Below are 18,162 nucleotides of genomic sequence, written 5' to 3'. Positions count from 1 at the left end.
CGTCACGGCGCCGCTGCGCGCCGTGACGCGCCAGGACAGGGTGGCCCGGGTCGCGGCCAGCTCCGACTCGAGGTGCGCCGCGCGCGCCGCCTCGTGCGCCGCGCGGTCGGGGGCCGCCCCCGCGCCCACGGCCCAGCGGGTCAGGGCCGCGGTGCGCCAGCGCACCGTCTCGGCGGTCGCGCGGTCCAGGCGCTCGTCCCGCTCCGCCAGCTCGCGCTGCTGGCGCTCGATCGTCTCGCGCCGCTGCCGGTCGGCGTCCGTGTCGAACTCGTCCAGCGGGCACGCCGGGTACGACAGCAGCTCGACGAGCTCGGGGTGGTCGGGCGAGGCGTAGTAGCGGGACAGCCCGTCGAACAGGCACGGCACCCAGCCGGCCTCGACCACCGCCGGCTCCCACCGGTGGTGCGTCTGCTCGGTGCTGCGCGGGGCGGTGGACTCCACCACGAGGATCCACGGCCGCCACCGGCGCAGGTCGAACGACCGCAGCACCTCCGGCTCGGCCCCCTCGACGTCGACCGACACGAAGTGGATGTCGCGGCCCTCCCAGCCGGCCTCCTCGAGGACGCGGTCGAGCGACTTCGCCGGCACCTCGACGTCGCGGCTCTCCCAGCCGTCGCGGGCGTGGCGCTCGCTCACGTCGTCGACGAGCGTCGACAGCCCGGTGTCGCCGATCACGTGCAGCGTGATGCTGTCGATGTCCTGGTCGGTGACCGCCGCCTCGACGAGCGTGTCGCGCGGGCGCTCGCGGCGGTGCGCCTCGGCGAACGCCGGCACCGGCTCGACGGTGATCCCGCTCCAGCCCTGGTCGTAGAAGCCGCGGGTGAGCGAGTAGAGCCGCGGGTCGTTGGCGCCGACGTCCACGTAGGAGCCGGTCGCCACGTCCCGCAGCGCGCGCCGGAGCACGACGTCCTCGCGGTTCTGGCCGTACGACACGAAGGTCTGCGCAGTCACCCGGGCATCCTAGGTGACCGGCCTGCGCGCATCCGGGGCCCCGGGGTCCGCGCGGTCGGGGACGGCCCGATATGCTCGTGCACCGCCACCCGACCGTCGACAGGAATCCGAGAGCCATGCCCCGCGCACTCATCACCGGCATCACCGGCCAGGACGGCCTCTACCTGAGCGAGCTCCTGCTCTCGAAGGGCTACGAGGTCTACGGCCTGATCCGCGGCCAGAACAACCCGAAGCTCGAGCTGGTGCGGCGCACCGTGCCCGGCGTGCAGCTCCTCACGGGCGACCTGACCGACATGTCGAGCCTGATCCGCGCGCTCAACACCTCGCAGCCCGACGAGGTCTACAACCTCGGCGCCATCTCGTTCGTCGCGTACTCGTGGGAGAACGCGCAGCTGACGAGCGACGTGACCGGCAAGGGCGTGCTCAACATCCTCGAGGCCGTGCGGCTGTACGCCGGCGACGACGCGAGCAAGGTGCGGTTCTACCAGGCGTCGTCCTCCGAGATGTTCGGCAAGGTGCAGGAGGTGCCGCAGCGCGAGTCGACGCTGCTGTGGCCCCGCTCGCCGTACGGCGTGGCCAAGGTGTTCGGCCACTACATGACGATCAACTACCGCGAGTCCTACGGGATGCACGCGTCCTCCGGCATCCTGTTCAACCACGAGTCGCCCCGCCGCGGCCCGGAGTTCGTCACCCGCAAGGTGTCGCAGGCCGTCGCGCGCATCTCGCTGGGCCTGCAGGACCACGTGACGCTGGGCAACCTCGACGCCAAGCGCGACTGGGGCTTCGCGGGCGACTACGTCGAGGCGATGTGGCGGATGCTGCAGCAGGACGAGGCCGACGACTACGTCGTCGCGACGGGCGAGACCCACTCGATCGGCGAGCTGCTCGACGCGGCGTTCGCGCACGTCGGCATCACCGACTGGGCCCCCTACGTCAAGCAGGACCCGGCGTTCATGCGCCCGGCGGAGGTCGACCTGCTCATCGGCGACCCGGCCAAGGCCAAGGACGTGCTCGGCTGGGAGCCGCAGGTCGGCTTCGCCCAGCTCGTCGGCATGATGGTGGAGAACGACCTGGCGGAGCAGCGCGCCCTCAACGGGCGGTGAGCCGGTGACCACGACGTTCGTCACCGGGATCACCGGGCAGGACGGCACGTACCTGGTCGACCGGCTGCTGGCCGACGGCGCGCAGGTGCACGGGCTCGTCCGGGCCGGTGACGACGGCGTGGCCGCGCTCGCGCAGCGGCACCCCGGCGTGGTGCTGCACACCGGCGACCTCGGCGACCTGGACCACCTCGCGGGGCTGGTCGCCGAGGTCGCGCCGGACGAGGTCGTGAACCTCGCGGGCATCAGCTCGGTCGCGGTCTCCTGGGCCGAGCCGGTGCTGACCGCGCGGCTCAGCGGCCTGGCGGTCACGGCGCTGCTCGAGGCCGCGTACGGCGTGCAGGAGGCGACCGGCCGGCCGGTGCGCTTCCTGCAGGCGTCGAGCGCGGAGATCTTCGGCCAGCCCGAGGTGGAGCCGCAGGACGAGCGCACGGCGATCCGGCCGGTGAACCCGTACGGGGCGGCCAAGGCCTTCGCGCACCACCAGACCGCGGTCTACCGCGGCCGGGGGCTGCACGCCGCCACGGCCATCCTGTTCAACCACGAGTCGCCGCTGCGGCCGACCACCTTCGTCACCCGCAAGATCACGGCCGCCGCGGCCGCGATCGGGCGGACGGGCGAGGGCGTCATCGCGCTCGGCAACCTGGACGCCCGCCGCGACTGGGGCTGGGCGCCCGACTACGTCGACGCGATGCTGCGCGCGCTCCGGCACGACGTGCCGGACGACTTCGTGGTCGCGACCGGGCGCACGCACTCGGTGCGCGACTTCGCGGAGGCCGCGCTGCGCCGCGCCGGAGTCGGCGACGACTGGGAGCGGCACGTGACCGTCGACCCGCGGTTCGTCCGCCCGGCCGACGCGTCCACGCTGGTCGGAGACCCGTCCAAGGCCGAGCGCGAGCTCGGCTGGCGACGCACGGTGGAGTTCGAGGAGGTCGTGGCGCGCATGGTCGACCACGACCTGGAGCTGGTAGAGGGCTGATCGAGAGCATGAAGCGTTTCGCAGGGGGCGAGCCCGTGGTCCGTCCGGGCGTCGTGTCGGTGATCCTCGTGAACTACCGCGGGGCCGACGACACCATCACGTGCCTGGGGCACCTGGCCGAGATGGACTGGCCGGCCGACCAGCTCGAGCTGATCGTGGTCGACAACGACTCCGGGGACGGCAGCGCGGAGCGGATCCGCGCCGCCGTGCCCGGGGCCACGGTGGTCGAGGCCGGGTCCAACACCGGCTTCGCGGGGGGGTGCAACCTCGGCGTCGACCACGCCACCGGCGAGTACGTCGCGTTCCTCAACAACGACGCGCGCCCGCACCCGCAGTGGGTGTCCGCCGCCGTCGCCGCGCTCGCCGAGGACCCGTGGATCGGGGCGGTCGCGAGCAAGGTGCTCGACTGGGACGGCCAGGCGATCGACTACGTCGACGGCTCCCTGACCTGGTTCGGCATGGGCTACAAGCGCGAGGTGGGACGGGCGGACTCCCCGGAGTTCGACGTGCCGAAGGACGTGCTGTTCGCGACCGGTGCCGCGACGGTGATGCCCGCCGCCGTGTTCCGCGACGTCGGCGGGTTCGACGAGCGGTTCTTCATGTTCTACGAGGACGTCGACCTCGGCTGGCGGCTCAACCTCCTGGGCTACCGCGTGCGGTACGTGCCGACCTCGGTCGCGTACCACAAGCACCACGTGACCATGAAGAAGTTCGGGAACTACCGCGAGAGCTACCTGCTCGAGCGCAACGCCCTGCTGTCGATGTACAAGAACTTCGACGACGAGTCGCTGGCCAAGGCGCTGCCCGCCGCGATGGCGCTGGCCGTCCGGCGCTCGCTCGCGCGGACCGACACCGACGCGACGGTCCTCGACCTGCAGCGCTCGCCCGGCAACGACGACGTCGGCACGGTCGAGGTGCAGAAGATGGCCCTCACCGGGCCGTACGCGATCGACTACTTCACGGACAACCTGCCGACGCTGATGGCGAGCCGCGCGGAGATCCAGGGCCGCCGCCGTCGCAGCGACCGGGACCTGTTCCCGCTGTTCCGGCACGCGATCGAGCCCGCGTACGGCTTCCCGTCCTACCTGGCGGCGCACACGTCGCTCGTGGAGGCCTTCGGCATCGCGGAGCACTTCGTCTCCCGGCAGCGGGTCCTCGTCGTCACCGGCGAGCCCCTGCTCGAGCGCATGGCCGGCCCGGCGATCCGGGCGTGGGAGATCGCCCGCGCGCTCGCCCCCGAGCACGACGTGCGCCTCGTCTCGACGGGCGGCTGCCAGGTCACCTCGGACACGTTCGAGGTCGGCCACGTCTCCGGGCGCAGCCTCCAGGAGGCCTCGGAGTGGGCCGACGTGATCGTGTTCCAGGGGTTCCTGCTCGAGGCGGCGCCCTGGCTCAAGAAGAGCAGCAAGATCATCGTCGCGGACGTCTACGACCCGATGCACCTGGAGCAGCTCGAGCAGGCCCGTGACCTGGGCCCCGGCGGTCGCGCCCTCGCGGTCCGGGAGACCACCCGCGCGCTCAACGAGCAGCTCCGCCGCGCCGACTACCTGCTCTGCGCGTCCGACAAGCAGCGCGACTTCTGGCTCGGGCAGCTCGCCGGGCAGGGCCGGATCAACCCGGCGGTCTACGACGAGGACGCCAGCCTCGACGCGCTGATCAGCGTGGTCCCGTTCGGCATCCCGGACGAGCCGCCCGTGCAGCGCCGTTCCGCCATCCGCGGCCAGGTCGACGGCATCGGCCCGGACGACAAGGTGATCATCTGGGGCGGCGGCGTCTACAACTGGTTCGACCCGCTGACCCTGCTGCGCGCCGTCGACCGGCTGCGCGACGCGCACCCCGACATCCGGCTGTACTTCATGGGTCTCAAGCACCCGAACCCCGGCGTGCCGGACATGAAGATGGCCTGGGAGACGCAGCAGCTCGCGGAGCAGCTGGGCCTCACGGGCAAGCACGTGTTCTTCAACCACGGGTGGGTGCCGTACGCCGAGCGCGCCGACTACCTGATGGACGCGGACGTCGGCGTCTCGACGCACTTCCTGCACATCGAGACCGCGTACTCCTTCCGGACCCGCATCCTCGACTACCTCTGGGCGTCGCTGCCGATCGTGGCGACCGGCGGGGACACGTTCGGCGAGCTCATCCGGGACCACGGCCTGGGCCGGGTCGTCCCGGAGCGCGACGTCGAGGCGCTGGCCGCCGCGCTCGAGGAGATGCTGTACGACGCCGACGCCGCCGAGGTGGCGCGGACGAACGTGCGGCAGTTCGCGACCCGGTACACCTGGAGCACCGCGCTCAAGCCGCTGGTCGACTTCTGCCGCACGCCGCGGCGGGCGACCGACCTGGCGCAGGCGCTGGGCACCCCGAGCACGACCGCGCGGGCGTTCCAGCGCAGGCGGCCGACCGTGCGGGACGACCTCCTGCTGGCGAAGCAGTACCTGTCGGCCGGGGGGCCCCGGGAGGTCGTGCGGCGCGCGACCGGCCGGGTGCGGCGCGTGCTGGGCGGCGGCCCGGAGACGGCGACCGAGGACTGAGGCACGCGCGAGGGCGGCGCCACCCCGGCGGGGGAGGCGCCGCCCTCGCGCGTCCGGCGGGCGCGGGGTCAGCGGCGCAGGGCGCGGGTGGCCAGCGACCGGGCGCGGCGGACGCGCGAGCGCCACACCAGCCGGGGCAGCTCGGCCCGGATCTCCGTCAGGCGGGCCGCGATGCGCTCCCCGGCGACGGCCGGCGAGTGGTGCTCCCGGATGTCGTACGCGGCGCGCTGACCGCGCGCGGTGGCGAGCGCCGGGTCGTCGACGACCGTGCGCAGCGCCGCGGCGGCGGCGTCGAGGTCGGGATCGGCCCACCGGGTGCCCACCGGGTACGGCTCGCAGTGCTCGGGCACGGTCGTGGCGGTCCACGGCACGAGGAAGGAGTTCTCGGCCGTCATGAACTGGAGGTTGCCGCTGTACCCCGTGGCGACGACCGGCTTGCCGTAGGCCATGGCCTCGGCGATGGTCAGGCCGAGGCCCTCGGAGCGGTGCAGGGACAGGTACGCGTCGCAGTGCTGGACCAGCGCGTCCCGCGCGGCCGCGCTCAGGTACTCGTCCATCAGGATCACGTCCGGCTCGCCGGCGACGCGCAGCCGCAGCCGCTCGGCGTCGCCCACGCGCTTGTCGGAGTTGATCGACTTGATGACGAGCACGGGCCCCTCGTCCGGGGCGAACGCGCGCCGGAACGCCTCGACCGCGCCGAGCGGGTTCTTGCGCTCGGCGGTGCTGAGGTAGTCGAACGAGAACAGCACCACCGGCCGGTCCTCGGGCAGCCCGAGGTCGCCGCGGGTCAGCGTGGTGGGCGCGGCGGCCTGCGGCAGCGGCGGGGGCACCGTGACGACCGGCAGCGCGGTGTGCCGGGCGATCGCCTCCCGGACGAAGTCGGAGGCCACCCACACCTCGTCGACGTGGCCGAAGCCGCCGTGCATGGTCGCGGGGAAGTCCTCGACCTCCCAGTACCACATGCCGATCCGGTACGCGGAGGCGGCGAGGTCGGGCTCCGCGGCGAGCGCGGCACCCGTCTGGTCGGCGTTGACGCACAGCAGGGTGAGGTCGAACCGCTCGGCCTCGCCCGCGAGCCGGCCGAGCCCGGTGGCCTGGCGCGACTGCAGGTGGCGGCCCACCGAGAGGGTCGAGTACGGCACCGACGTGGTCGACAGGGCCTGCAGCATGAGGCGCGCGGACTCGCCGATGCCGAGCTCGCCGTGCAGGTAGCCCGCGACGTTGAGCCCGTGCGGCCGGCGTCCGTGGCGGGAGGACGTGGCGACGGCACGCGCGGTGCGGGACCCCGACTCGAGCAGCGGGACCGCGTAGTCGTTCTCGTGCCGGGCGTGCAGGTCCAGCCAGTCGACGAACCGCCCCGAGTCCGCGCCCGGCACCCGCGGGAACTCGCGCCGCAGGTCGGGCCGGTCCTCGTACAGGGCCACCAGGTACCGGGTCAGCGGCACGCCGTCGGTCACGACCTCGTCGAGCCAGCCGGTGAACGCGCCCGGGTCCGCGGCGTCGTACGGGTCGGGCAGGACGGTGACGTTCTCGGGCTCACCGAGCACCGCGTCGCCGTACGCCCGGCGCATCGCCGCGTCGACCGTCAGCCCGTCGGCCGTGCGCTCGTAGGGCGAGGGCGGGACCCGCCCGCCGCCGGCGGCGCCCAGCTCCGCGGCGTGCCGGTCGGTCACCGCGCGGACGACGGGGTGGTCGGTCAGGCGCGCGCGGGCGGTGTCCGCCCCCGCGGTGGCGAGCAGCCACGGGCGCCCGGGGTCGAACGCGGCGAGGTCGACGGCGAGGACGGGGACGCCGTCGGCCGTGACGGCGTCGCCCTCCGCGCGGACCTCGGTGCCCGGGTCGAGCGTCCACCGGGACAGCAGCGTCGCCGCGGGCAGCACGGCGACGTCCGAGACGGCGGCGAGCGCCTGCCACGCGCGCGGGCGGCCGAGGTCCGCCTCGGCGGCCCACCGGTCCAGGCGCGGGAGGGCGGCGGACGTCGCCGCGACGAGCGACTCGCGGTACGGGCCGGCCTCCACGAGGTCCTCGGACGACGGGCTCAACCGGTCGTGCGGTGGCAGGGTGTCGCGCCGGGCGACGAGGGCCATCCCGCGGTCCCGGGCGGCGTCGACCAGGGGGGTCAGGGGAGCGAGCACGCGCACGCCCGCGGACACGTGCACGGCGACGACGTCGCGCCGGGCCACGTGCGCGAGCAGCCGGGGGAGCAGCCAGGAGCGCAGCTCGTCCGGGTCGGCGAGCAGGCCCGCGGCGTGCAGCACGCGCTCGGGGACGCCCAGCTCGGCCGGGGTGAGGACCTCGGCCTCGTCCCAGCCGGCGCACCCGCCGTCCACGTCGAGGACCACCGCGTGCGTGCCGGGGTGCAGCCGCAGGGCGTCGCCGATCGTGAGACGCACGGCGGCCGGGTCGACCCCGGCCGCGATGCTGCAGAACTGCACCAAGTGAGACGCCTTCCCCGTGGTCGACAACCGGGGGCTGAGCCTACCGGGACCAACTGGGTGGGGCGCGCGGCGCGCGCGGCGCTCAGTGTCCGCCCAGGTAGCGCGCGACCTCGGCCCGGGGTACCGCGGCGCCCGCCCACGTGCGGCGCCGCTCCGCCACGGTGCGGGGCAGCCGGAGGGCCCAGTCCCGCAGGCCGCGCGACCGTGCGCGGACGAGCGCGTCACGCGGCCCGGAGCGGGCGGCGGCGCGCAGCAGGCCCGCCAGCTGGCGGGCCGCCGACCCGGCCACGACCGCTACCGGGGCGTGCCGGGTGAAGACCGTGAGCGAGTTGCGGGTGTTGTGGTACCGGAACAGCGGCGAGTCGGTGCCGGACGAGGCGGCGTGCCGGTGCACCGCGACGGCGTCGGCCGCGTAGACCACGCGGTGCCCCGCGGCGCGCAGCCGCCAGGACACGTCGGTGTCCTCGTAGTAGAGGAACAGGTCGCCGTCGAACCCGCCGACGGCGTCGAGGGCGGCGCGCCGGAGCAGCGCGGCGCCCCCGCAGAACCCGAACACGTCCGGGTCCGTGGACTCGGACCCGATCGGTGCGAGGTAGTCGCGGTCGGTCCCGGTGCCGGCGCGGGTGACGACGTTGCCGGTCGAGTTGACCCGGCGCGGCGCCCCGCCGTCGGGCTCCGCGAGCAGGATGCGCGCCGTGACGGCGGCCACGTCCGCGGCGCCCGGGGCGGTCGCGACGGCGCGCAGCCGCTCCACCGCGTCGGGGGCGAAGGTGGCGTCGTTGTTCAGCAGCACGTACCACTCGCCGGCGAAGTCCCGGGTGCCCAGGGCGACCCCGCCCGCGAACCCGAGGTTGCGCGGCGCGCGGACCACGCGCACCGACGGGTACCGCTCCGCGAGCAGCTCGGTGGTGCCGTCGGTCGAGGCGTTGTCGACGACCAGCACCTCCAGGTCGTCGCCGACCGTCTGGGCGAGCAGCGAGTCCAGGCAGTCGGGCAGCAGGTGCGCGCCGTTCCAGGTGACGACGACGGCACGGACGGACGCGGGGGCGGGCACCCGCGCAGTCTAGGCTCGCGGCCGTGGACGTCGCCCTGACCGTGGAGCAGCTCTGGCAGCCCGTGCCCGGTGGCTCGGGCTCGTACATCCGGGAGCTGGTCGCGGCGCTGCCCGGCGCCGGCGTCCGCCCCCGCGGCGTCGCGGCCCGCGGCGACGGCGACGCCGGCCTCGGCATCCCGGTCGCGCACGCGCCCCTGCCCCGGCCGGCGCTCTACGAGGCGTGGTCGCGGCTGCGCCGCCCGCGCGCGGACCCGCGCGGGGACGCGGCAGTCGTGCACGCGACGACCTGGGCCGTCCCCGGGCACCGGGCCCCGCTCGTGGTGACGGTGCACGACCTCGCGTTCCTCCGGGACCCCGGGCACTTCACGCCGCGCGGGAACCAGTTCTTCCGCCGGGCGCTGGAGATCACCCGGGACGAGGCGGCGCGGGTGGTGGTGCCGTCGGCGGCCACCCGGGACGACTGCGTGGCGGCGGGCATCGAGGCCTGCCGGGTCGACGTGGTGCCGCACGGCGTTCGGGCTCTGCCCGTCACGGACGCCGACCGTGCGGGGTGGCGCGACCGGCACGGCGTGCACCGCCCGTACGTGCTGTGGTGCGGCACGCTCGAGCCCCGCAAGAACCTGCCCGGCCTGGTCGAGGCGTACGCCCGCGCGGCCGCCGCGACGCCCGGCTTCCCCGACCTGGTGCTGGTCGGGCCCGCCGGCTGGGGCGACGCCGCCCGGACGGTGGACCGGGCCCTCGCCGCGCTGCCCGCCGGTGCCGTGCACCTGCTGGGCCGGCTCTCCGAGGCGGACCTGCACGCGGCGTACGCGGGGGCGACCGCCTTCGCGTTCCCCTCGCTGTGGGAGGGCTTCGGCATGCCGGTGCTGGAGGCGATGGCGCACGGCGTGCCCGTGGTGACGTCGGCGGGGTCGTCGATGGCCGAGTTCACCGGGGACGCCGCCGTGCTCGCGGACCCGACCGACCCCGACGCGCTCGCTGCCGCGCTCACGACGGTCGTGACGGAGGACCCGGCGGCGCGTGCGGCGGCCGCGCGGCGGATCGCGGCCGGGAGGACCTGGGCGGCGTCCGCCGCCGGGCACGCCGCCGCGTACGCGGCGGTGGCCTAGCAGCCGGACGGCCCCCGCCGCCGGGTCAGCGCGCCGGCGTCGGCGGCGTGCTCCGGTCGCCGAACAGCACGCTCGGCGTCGCGGGCGGCAGCGCGTCCTCGGGCACCGTGGGCTCCGCGGGCTCGGGCGACCGCACCAGGCGGTCGAGCAGCCACACGCCGGCGCCGAGCGCGGCGAGCACCAGCAGGGTCAGCACCAGGCCCGGCACGGGCGGCTGCCACTCGCCGGAGAAGATCTGGCGCCACGACCCGCCGTCGCCGACGACGTACCGGCGCAGGTTGGTGAGGAACGCGATCACCATGCCGATCGACGCGAGCACCGCGACCGACCCGGCGATGCGGTCGCCGACCCAGCGCGGCAGCGGCCGCAGCAGGTCCCGGCACAGGAACCCGGCGGTCACCGAGACCCCGACGAACAGCGGCATCGAGTAGCGCGCGGTCCAGATGTAGCCGACGTTCCGCGCCTGCCAGGCGTGCACCAGCACGGGCAGCAGCACGGCGACGCCGAGCACTCCGAGCATGGCGACGCGGGTGCGGCGGTCGCCGACGCAGAGCGCGAGCAGGATGGGGAAGCCGGCCAGGGCGGCGTACACCAGGTACGCGAGCATCGGCAGGTGGGTGTCCGTCCAGCCGAACCGCCCGATGCTCGCGATGAGGAAGTCGCCGGTGTCGAAGAACGTCCGGTTGGCGGTCGACAGGAAGCCGAGCTCGGGGTGGTCGGCGCCGCCGGCCTCCAGGGTGCCGGCGTTCATGCTCCACCACAGCGACGCGAGGTTGCCGACCACGACCACACCGAGCCACGGCCAGGTGCGCCGGTCGAGCATCGCGGTCGCGAAGTTCCGCCACGGCCCCACGAGCACCGCGACCGCGACCGCGATCACCGCGACGTACAGCGGGGAGGTGCCGCGCGCGTTGCCCAGCAGCACGGCGAGCACCGCGATGCCCGCGGCCCGCGGGACCAGCCGCGCGGGGTCGGGGGCGCGCACGAGCGCGAGCATCGCGACCCACAGGGCGAGCGCGGCGCTGATCTCGAGCGCCGAGGGGTTCACCGTGCTGTTGAGGAACACCACCATCGGCGTCACCGCGGTGACCAGCCCGGCGATCACCAGCGGCCGGCGGGTGATCTCGGCGAGCGAGCGGAACGCCCACGCCAGCACCGCCGAGCACAGCGCGGCGCTGACCAGCCGCATCAGGTAGAGCGTGTACTCCCCGGCGGGGAGCAGCGTGGGCAGGCCGGTGATCGCGTAGTACAGCGGGTTGTTCCGGATGACCCACGTCTCGGCCTGCGTCGGCGCCTCGGCCGCCTGGCCGGCCGGCAGGTCGGGCTGGCAGTCCGCCGGCACGTCGCCGCGGAAGACGAAGCAGGTCGGGTAGCCCATCATCATCCCGTAGATCGTCGGGACGGTGACGACGCCCGAGCCGGGGCTCGCGGCCAGGATGTCGCCGTGCAGGTCGCCGCGGACGACCGCCGCCGACTTCACCATGTGCGCGTTCTCGTCCGGGCCGGCCGCCAGCGGCGACGCGAGGGACCACGCCGAGGTCAGCACCATGAGCACGGCGAACGCGAGCCAGTAGACCTTCCGCGGCGACGGCGGGGTCCTGCCGGGCGCGCCGTCGCCCCCGGGTCCTGCCGGGTCGAGCGTGGTGCGCGCGCCGTCATCGGCGCGCTCGGGCTGCGGCAGGGTCATCCTCGGTCCTCGGTCGGTGGGGGGTCGCGGGTCACGCGGCAGCGAGCCTACCGACCCGCGCACCGCACCGGGCGCGGTCGGTAGGCTCGGCCGGTGCGCATCGCCGTGGCCTACGACTGCCTGTTCCCGCTGACCACGGGCGGGGGCGAGCGCCAGTACGGGCAGTTCGCCGACGCCTGGGCCCGCGCCGGGCACGACGTCACCTACCTGACCCGCCGGCAGTGGACCGGCGCGCCGCCCGCCCGTGCGGGCGTCGACGTCGTCGCGGTGAGCGGGGAGATCGAGCTGTACGACGACGCCGGAGGGCGCCGCCCGGCCGGCGCCCTGCGGTTCGCCGCGGGGCTGTTCCGGCACCTGGTGACCCACCGCCGGTCCTACGACGCGCTCGTGGTGAGCGCGCTGCCGGTGCTCAACGTGCTCGCCGCCCGGCTGGCGCTGCTGGGCACCCGGACCCGGATCTGCTCCGACTTCCTCGAGGTGTGGCGGCCGGACCAGTGGCTCGCCTACTCGGGGCCGGTCACGGGGCGGGTGGCGGCGACGCTCCAGCGGGTGGCCGTGCGGATCAGCCCCCTGGTGTCGTGCCACTCCCGGATGAACGGCCGCCGGCTGGCGGCCGAGGGTGCGCGCCGTGACCCGGTGGTCAGCCCGGGCCTGATCGCGGGCACCGTGCTCGACGCCCCGGGGCCGCGCGCCGCCGACCTGCCGCCCACGCTGCTGTACGTCGGGCGGCACATCGCCGACAAGCGGGTGGAGGCGATCCCCGCCGCGCTGGCCTGGGCGCGCGAGCGGGTGCCGGGTCTGCGCGCCGTCGTGCTCGGCGAGGGCCCGCAGCGGGCGGCCGTCCGCCGCGAGGTCGACCGGCTCGGCCTGCACGACGCCGTGGACCTGCCCGGCTTCGTGTCCGAGGACGAGCTCGACGCGCGGCTGCGCGAGGCCGCGGTGCTCGTCAACCCGTCGCGGCGCGAGGGGTACGGGCTCGTGGTCGTGGAGGCGTGCGCCGTGGGCACCCCCGTGGTGCTGGTCGACGCCGAGGACAACGCCTCCGTGGAGCTCGTCGAGGACGGCGTGAACGGGTACGTGGCGGCGTCCACCGAGCCCGCGGTGCTCGGCGCGGCGGTCGTCCGGGCCGTCGAGGCGGCGGAGCCGCTGCGCCGGTCCGCGCGCGCCTGGTACGAGGCGGCGGCGACCGAGAAGACCGCGGAGCGCGCGGCGCTCGGGATCCTCGCGGCGCTCGCGCGCCTGTGACCGGCACCGGGATCGCGGGCGCGGCGCGCCCGGGCGGCGCTGCCGGGACGAACGGGCCCCGGCGGCCACCCTCGCGTTGGTAGAGTGTCGCGGCCCTGACAACCCCCCGGACGGACGACCCATGGCTACCCCTTCGACGCCGCCTGGCCTCGAGCTCACCATCCTCATGCCGTGCCTCAACGAGGCGGAGACCATCGAGGTCTGCATCCGCAAGGCGCTCGGCTACCTCGAGCGCTCCGGTGTCGCCGGCGAGGTCCTGATCGCCGACAACGGGAGCACGGACGGCTCCCAGGCGATCGCGGAGGGACTCGGCGCGCGGGTCGTGCCGATCCCGGAGAAGGGCTACGGCAGCGCGCTGATCGGCGGCATCGCGGCCGCCCGCGGGCGCTACGTCATCATGGGCGACGCGGACGACTCGTACGACTTCTCCGCGCTCGACCCGTTCGTCGCGAAGCTCCGCGAGGGCTACCAGCTCGTCATGGGCAACCGGTTCCGGGGCGGTATCGCGCCCGGCGCCATGCCGCCGCTGCACCGGTACCTCGGCAACCCCGTGCTGTCGGGCATCGGCGCCCTGTTCTTCAAGCCGGGCGTGCGCGACTTCCACTGCGGCCTGCGCGGGTTCGACCGCGAGGCGATCCTGGGCCTCGGGCTGCGCACCGCCGGCATGGAGTTCGCCTCCGAGATGGTGGTCAAGGCCTGCCTGCAGCGCCTGCGCATCGTCGAGGTCCCCACCACGCTGAGCAAGGACGGGCGCTCCCGCCCGCCGCACCTGCGCTCCTGGCACGACGGCTGGCGCCACCTGCGGTTCCTGCTCATCTTCTCGCCCAAGTGGCTGTTCCTGTACCCCGGCGTCGTGCTGCTGGGCGTCGGTCTGCTCGCCAGCCTGGTGCTGCTGTTCGGCCCGGTCGAGATCGGGTCGGTCGGGTTCGACGTGTCGACGATGATCTACGCCGCGGCGGCGTCGGTGGTCGGCTTCCAGGCCGTGCTGTTCGCGCTGCTCACCAAGACGTACGCGGAGCACGAGGGCTTCCTGCCCGCCGGCCCGCGGTTCCGGGCGATCTCGGACAAGCTCACCCTGGAGCGCGGCCTGCTCACCGGCCTGGGGATCTTCCTTCTGGGCCTGGTCGTCGCGGTGGTCCAGGTGATCCGCTGGCGGGACGTCGGCTTCGGCGGCCTGGACGCGCGCCAGGCGGTCCGTGTTGCGGTGCCGGCGGCGCTGGGCCTGATGATCGGCTTCCAGACGATGATGTCGAGCATGTTCGTCGGGATCCTGTCGATCCCGACCCGGGCGGGCTCCAACCCGGTCGCGCCGCAGGCCGACCCGGCGGACGAGGCCGTGCTGGTCGCGCCGGGCACCGTCGCGGCCCCGGACGCCGACGGGGACGCCGTCGCCGTCCCGGCCCCGACCGAGCCGGCCGCGCGGCCGTGAGCGACACCCGCGTCGCGGTCGACCTGCTGTACCTGACGGGCAAGCGCGGCGGCACCGAGACCTACGCCCGCCAGCTGCTGCCCCGGATGGCCGCGCTGCTGCCCGAGGTCGAGCTCGTCGGCCTCACGAACACGCTGGGCCGCGAGGCCGTCGAGCGGTGGTTCCCCGGCCCGCTGCACACCCTGCGGCTGTCCGGCGACAACCGCCCGGTCTGGGCGGCCGCGGAGACGTTCGTCGTCGACCGGCTCGCCGCCCGCGGTGGCGCGGACCTGATGTGGTGCCCGGCCAACTTCGGCCCCCGCGCCCGCCGGACGCCGACGCTGGTCACGGTGCACGACGTCATCGCGTGGGACTTCCCGAACCCCGAGGTCAGCCGGGTCACCCAGGCGGTGACCTCCGGCATCATCGGCCGTGCGGCACGCTCCGCCACCCGGCTGCTCACCGGCAGCGAGGACGCGCGGGACGCGATCACCCGGGTGCTCGGCGTCCCGGCGTCCCGGATCACCGTCGTCCCGCACGGCTCCGCCGACCCGCGCCCCGGCGTCGACGTGGCTGCGGAGATGGCCGGGCTGGGCCTCGCCGACGGCCGGCCGACCGTGCTGTCCACCGGCAACCGGATGCCGCACAAGAACTACGACGGGCTGCTCCGCGCGCTCGCGCTGATCCCGGCGGAGCGGCGGCCGCGGCTGGTCGTCACCGGCAGCCACGGCGACGACCCGCTCGCGCCGCTCGTCGCGGAGCTGGGCCTGGGGTCGGACGTCGTGCTGCTCGGCTGGGTGACCGCCGACCAGCTCGAGGCGCTGTACCAGTCGGCGACCCTGTACGCGTGCCCGTCGCTCGCCGAGGGCTTCGGCCTGCCGGTGATCGACGCGATGAAGCGCGGCACCCCGGTGCTGGTCGCCGACATCGGCGCGCTGCGGGAGGTCGGCGGCGACGCCGCCCGGTACGCGAGCCCGACCGACCCGGCCGCGATGGCGGCGGGGATCGAGGCGCTGCTCGCCGACCCGGCCGAGCGCGACCGGCTGCGGCGGGCGGGGCTCGCGCGGTCCGCGCAGTTCACCTGGGACCGGTCGGCGGAGCTGACGGCCGACGCGGTGCGCCGCACCCTCGAGGACGTGGCGGCGGCGCGCCGGTGAGCTCGCTGTGGCGGCGGCTGGCCGGGTTCGCCGGTCTGCCGATGATCTCGATGATCACGCCGCTGCTGGTGCTGCCGGTGCTCGGCCGCGCCGCGGGGCAGTCCGGGTGGGCGAGCGTGGCGACCGGCGAGTCGATCGGCACGTTCGCGGCCATCGTCGTCGCCTACGGCTGGAACACCGCCGGCCCGCCGCGGGTCGCGCTCGACCCCGACCCGGTCGCGCGCGCCCGGCTGTACCGGGAGAGCCTGCTGGTCCGCGGCGCGCTGGCCCTGCTGGCCGTGCCGGTCGTCGTGGTGCTGTGCGTGCTGCTCGCGGCCGACGGGTACGCGCTGCCGACGGTCCTCATGGGGCTGTCCGGCGGCGTCGTCGGCCTGTCGTTCGCCTGGTACGCGGTGGGCACCGGCGACCCGCGGTCGATCGCCGTCTACGAGGCGGTGCCCCGGGTCGTCGCCGCGGCCGTCTCCGCCGGGCTGATCGTGCTCACCGGCCAGCTGGTCATCTACCCGCTGCTCGCGCTGACCGTGTCCGTCACCGGCATCGTGCTGTTCAGCCGCGGCGTGCTGCGGCAGGGCGGCCCGGCGCACGTCGGCGTGCGGGACCTGCGGCGGCTGCTGTGGCGGGACCGCGCCGTCGCGGCGATCGACACCGCGGGCGGCGCGTACGCGACGGTGCCCGTCCCCGTGGTGAGCGCGCTGTCGCCGGTCGCGGACGCCAGCGCGTTCGCCTCGGCCGACAAGCTGTACAAGTTCGGCCAGTACGTCCCGATCACCCTGGGCAACGCGTTCCAGTCCTGGACCGTCGAGGGCGGCCTGGCGGAGCGGGGCCGCCGCCTGCGGGTCGCGCTGTCCGCGCACGTCCTGCTGGGCGTGGTCGGGTGGGCCTTCCTCACCGCCGTCGGGCCGTGGTTCTCGGGCGTGATGTTCGGGGCCGACGTGGCCGCGTCCCGCGCGGTCTGCTTCTGGCTCGGCGCGACGTTCCTGCTGGTGTCCACCCGCATCTCGATGACCCGGCACGTCCTGATCCCCGTCGGTGCCGTGCGGGTGGTGTTCGTGTCCACCGTGACGTCGGCCGTCGTCGGCGTCCCGCTGATCGCCGCGCTGTGCTGGGCGATCGGGCCGGTCGGCGCCGCCATCGGCCTCTGCCTGAGCGAGGTCGTCGCGACCGGCATCCTCACCGCCCCCGCGCTGCACCACCTGCGCGCGTGGGACCGTCAGCTCACCACGACCACCGAGGAGGACCCGGCATGAGCCCGACCCTGGTCGTCGGCGTCGACGGCACCCCGCTCTTCCGGCGGGTGGACGGCATCGGCCGCTACACGGCGAACCTGCTGCGGGCGACCGCCGAGGCCCGGCCGGACTGGCGGTTCGTCGTCATCGGCTTCCGGGACGACGCCGGGCGGCCCTCGCTGGTGCCGGACCTGCCGAACGTCGAGGTCGTGCTGCTCCCGGCCCCGCGCCGGGCCTACCAGGCGGTGTTCTCCTACCTGGCGCGCGTCCCCGTGGGCCGGCTGCTGCCCCGGTTCGACGTGCACCTGGCGACCAACTACGTCGCGTTCCCGCACCTGCCCGGGGTGCCGGCGGTCAGCGTGGTCTACGACCTCACCTACGTCGACCTGCCCGAGGTCGTGGAGGCCCGGAACCTCGGCTACCTGCGCCGGCACGTGCCGCGCACGGTGCGGGGGTCGGCCGCGGTGGCCGCGATCTCGCCGTTCACCGCCGCCCGGGTCGGCGAGGAGTTCCCCGGGCACCCGCCCGTGCACGTGGTCGACTGCGCGCTGGACCCGACGTTCCTGGCCCCGGCCCCCGCGCCGGGCGGGGCCGCGCCCGAGCTGCCCGACGGCTACGTGCTCGCCGTCGGCACGCTGGAGCCGCGCAAGAACCTGGTGACCCTGCTGCGCGCGTACGCGCTGCTCGACCCGGCCGTCCGGGCCGGGCACCCGCTGGTCGTCGTCGGCAAGCAGGGCTGGGGCCCGGGCGACGTGCCCGCGGACGTGCCCGCCGACGTGGTGGCCGGTGTGCGGTTCACCGGCTACGTCCCGGACGCCGACCTGCCGTCCGTGTACCGGGGGGCGCGGCTGTTCGTGTTCCCGAGCCGCTACGAGGGCTTCGGGCTGCCGCTGCTGGAGGCGATGGCGTGCGGGGTGCCCGCGATCGCCTCCGACATCCCGCCGTTCCGGACCATCGGGCAGGACCTGGTCGACTACGCGGACCCCGGCGACCCCGGGGCCTTCGCCGCGGCGATCACCGCGGCGCTGGCGGCCCCGCAGGACGACCCGGCCCGCGCGGCGCGCACGGCTCGCGCCGCGGACGCCGCCCGCGCGTGGACCTGGGACCGCAGCGCCCGGCAGCTGGTCGCCGCCGTCGAGGACGCCCTGGACGGCCCGCGGTGACCCCCACCCGCGTCCTGGTGGACGCCACCGCCATCCCCGCCGACCGCGGCGGCGTCGGCCGGTACGTCGACGACCTGCTGCCCGCGCTGGCCCGGCTCGACGTGCGGCTCGCGG

13 protein-coding genes are annotated in these 18,162 nt (G+C 75.3%); 9 read left to right on the top strand and 4 right to left on the bottom strand.

All coding sequences use genetic code 11. The annotated features are described in order from the left end of the window. Positions 1-951, bottom strand: a 951-nt coding sequence (locus tag FA014_RS10060; RefSeq protein WP_154729551.1) for an FkbM family methyltransferase, incomplete at its 3' end; no start/stop codon positions are given. Between the two features lie 116 nt (positions 952-1,067). On the opposite strand from FA014_RS10060, the gene FA014_RS10055 reads away from it, so the two are divergent. From FA014_RS10055 to FA014_RS10045, 3 genes are read left to right on the top strand one after another with little or no spacing between them, the layout of a single operon-like run. Continuing rightward, the gene (locus tag FA014_RS10055; protein WP_154729550.1) at positions 1,068-2,054 is read left to right on the top strand and encodes a GDP-mannose 4,6-dehydratase; all 987 of its coding nucleotides are present in this window, start codon (positions 1,068-1,070) and stop codon (positions 2,052-2,054) included. A gap of 4 nt (positions 2,055-2,058) precedes the next feature. Continuing rightward, positions 2,059-3,030 (top strand): GDP-mannose 4,6-dehydratase, encoded by a 972-nt coding sequence (locus FA014_RS10050; protein WP_154729549.1) that lies wholly within the window; start codon positions 2,059-2,061, stop codon positions 3,028-3,030. A gap of 8 nt (positions 3,031-3,038) precedes the next feature. After that, positions 3,039-5,561, top strand: coding sequence for a glycosyltransferase (locus FA014_RS10045; protein WP_154729548.1), 2,523 nt, complete (start codon positions 3,039-3,041; stop codon positions 5,559-5,561). A 68-nt stretch (positions 5,562-5,629) separates the two neighbouring features. On the opposite strand, the gene FA014_RS10040 is transcribed toward FA014_RS10045, so the two are convergent. Next, entirely contained in the window at positions 5,630-7,996 is a 2,367-nt protein-coding gene (locus tag FA014_RS10040; RefSeq protein WP_230323030.1) for a glycosyltransferase, read from the bottom strand. Positions 7,997-8,081: 85 nt separating this feature from the next. Continuing rightward, positions 8,082-9,053 (bottom strand): glycosyltransferase family 2 protein, encoded by a 972-nt coding sequence (locus tag FA014_RS10035; protein WP_154729546.1) that lies wholly within the window; start codon positions 9,051-9,053, stop codon positions 8,082-8,084. Between the two features lie 23 nt (positions 9,054-9,076). On the opposite strand from FA014_RS10035, the gene FA014_RS10030 reads away from it, so the two are divergent. Next, a complete protein-coding gene (locus tag FA014_RS10030) occupies positions 9,077-10,162 on the top strand; it encodes a glycosyltransferase family 4 protein (RefSeq protein WP_230323029.1) in 1,086 nt (361 codons plus the stop codon). Positions 10,163-10,187: 25 nt separating this feature from the next. On the opposite strand, the gene FA014_RS10025 is transcribed toward FA014_RS10030, so the two are convergent. Continuing rightward, the gene (locus FA014_RS10025) at positions 10,188-11,849 is read right to left on the bottom strand and encodes a DUF2142 domain-containing protein (RefSeq protein ID WP_154729545.1); all 1,662 of its coding nucleotides are present in this window, start codon (positions 11,847-11,849) and stop codon (positions 10,188-10,190) included. Between the two features lie 93 nt (positions 11,850-11,942). Between FA014_RS10025 and FA014_RS10020 the strand changes: the two genes are divergently transcribed. From FA014_RS10020 to FA014_RS10000, 5 genes are all read left to right on the top strand, one after another. After that, entirely contained in the window at positions 11,943-13,094 is a 1,152-nt protein-coding gene (locus FA014_RS10020; RefSeq protein WP_154729544.1) for a glycosyltransferase, read from the top strand. 121 nt (positions 13,095-13,215) lie between these two features. Then, positions 13,216-14,523, top strand: a complete 1,308-nt coding sequence (locus tag FA014_RS10015; protein WP_230323028.1) for a glycosyltransferase family 2 protein — start codon at positions 13,216-13,218, stop codon at positions 14,521-14,523. Then, a complete protein-coding gene (locus FA014_RS10010; protein ID WP_154729543.1) occupies positions 14,520-15,659 on the top strand; it encodes a glycosyltransferase family 4 protein in 1,140 nt (379 codons plus the stop codon). The genes FA014_RS10015 and FA014_RS10010 overlap by 4 nt, the downstream gene beginning before the upstream one ends. Further along, on the top strand, positions 15,656-16,906 hold the full coding sequence (locus FA014_RS10005; RefSeq protein ID WP_154729542.1) for a lipopolysaccharide biosynthesis protein: 1,251 nt from the start codon (positions 15,656-15,658) through the stop codon (positions 16,904-16,906). Before FA014_RS10010 ends, FA014_RS10005 begins: the two co-directional genes overlap by 4 nt. Beyond that, the gene (locus FA014_RS10000) at positions 16,903-18,048 is read left to right on the top strand and encodes a glycosyltransferase family 4 protein (protein ID WP_154729541.1); all 1,146 of its coding nucleotides are present in this window, start codon (positions 16,903-16,905) and stop codon (positions 18,046-18,048) included. Before FA014_RS10005 ends, FA014_RS10000 begins: the two co-directional genes overlap by 4 nt. The last annotated feature ends 114 nt before the right edge of the window (positions 18,049-18,162 follow it).

This window comes from Cellulomonas hominis (assembly GCF_005239125.1).
In the GTDB taxonomy this organism is placed as follows: Bacteria; Actinomycetota; Actinomycetes; order Actinomycetales; family Cellulomonadaceae; genus Cellulomonas; species Cellulomonas hominis_A.
The sequence above is the reverse complement of the archived record's forward strand: the minus strand, read 5'-3'. Positions and strand labels throughout refer to the sequence as shown.

Excerpts from the sequence above, each read along its gene's own strand:
- FA014_RS10055 (WP_154729550.1), top strand. The coding sequence starts at position 1,068 with ATGCCCCGCGCACTCATCACCGGCATCACCGGCCAGGACGGCCTCTAC.
- FA014_RS10000 (WP_154729541.1), top strand. The coding sequence starts at position 16,903 with ATGAGCCCGACCCTGGTCGTCGGCGTCGACGGCACCCCGCTCTTCCGG.
- FA014_RS10015 (WP_230323028.1), top strand. The coding sequence starts at position 13,216 with ATGGCTACCCCTTCGACGCCGCCTGGCCTCGAGCTCACCATCCTCATG.
- FA014_RS10025 (WP_154729545.1), bottom strand. The coding sequence starts at position 11,849 with ATGACCCTGCCGCAGCCCGAGCGCGCCGATGACGGCGCGCGCACCACG.
- FA014_RS10045 (WP_154729548.1), top strand. The coding sequence starts at position 3,039 with ATGAAGCGTTTCGCAGGGGGCGAGCCCGTGGTCCGTCCGGGCGTCGTG.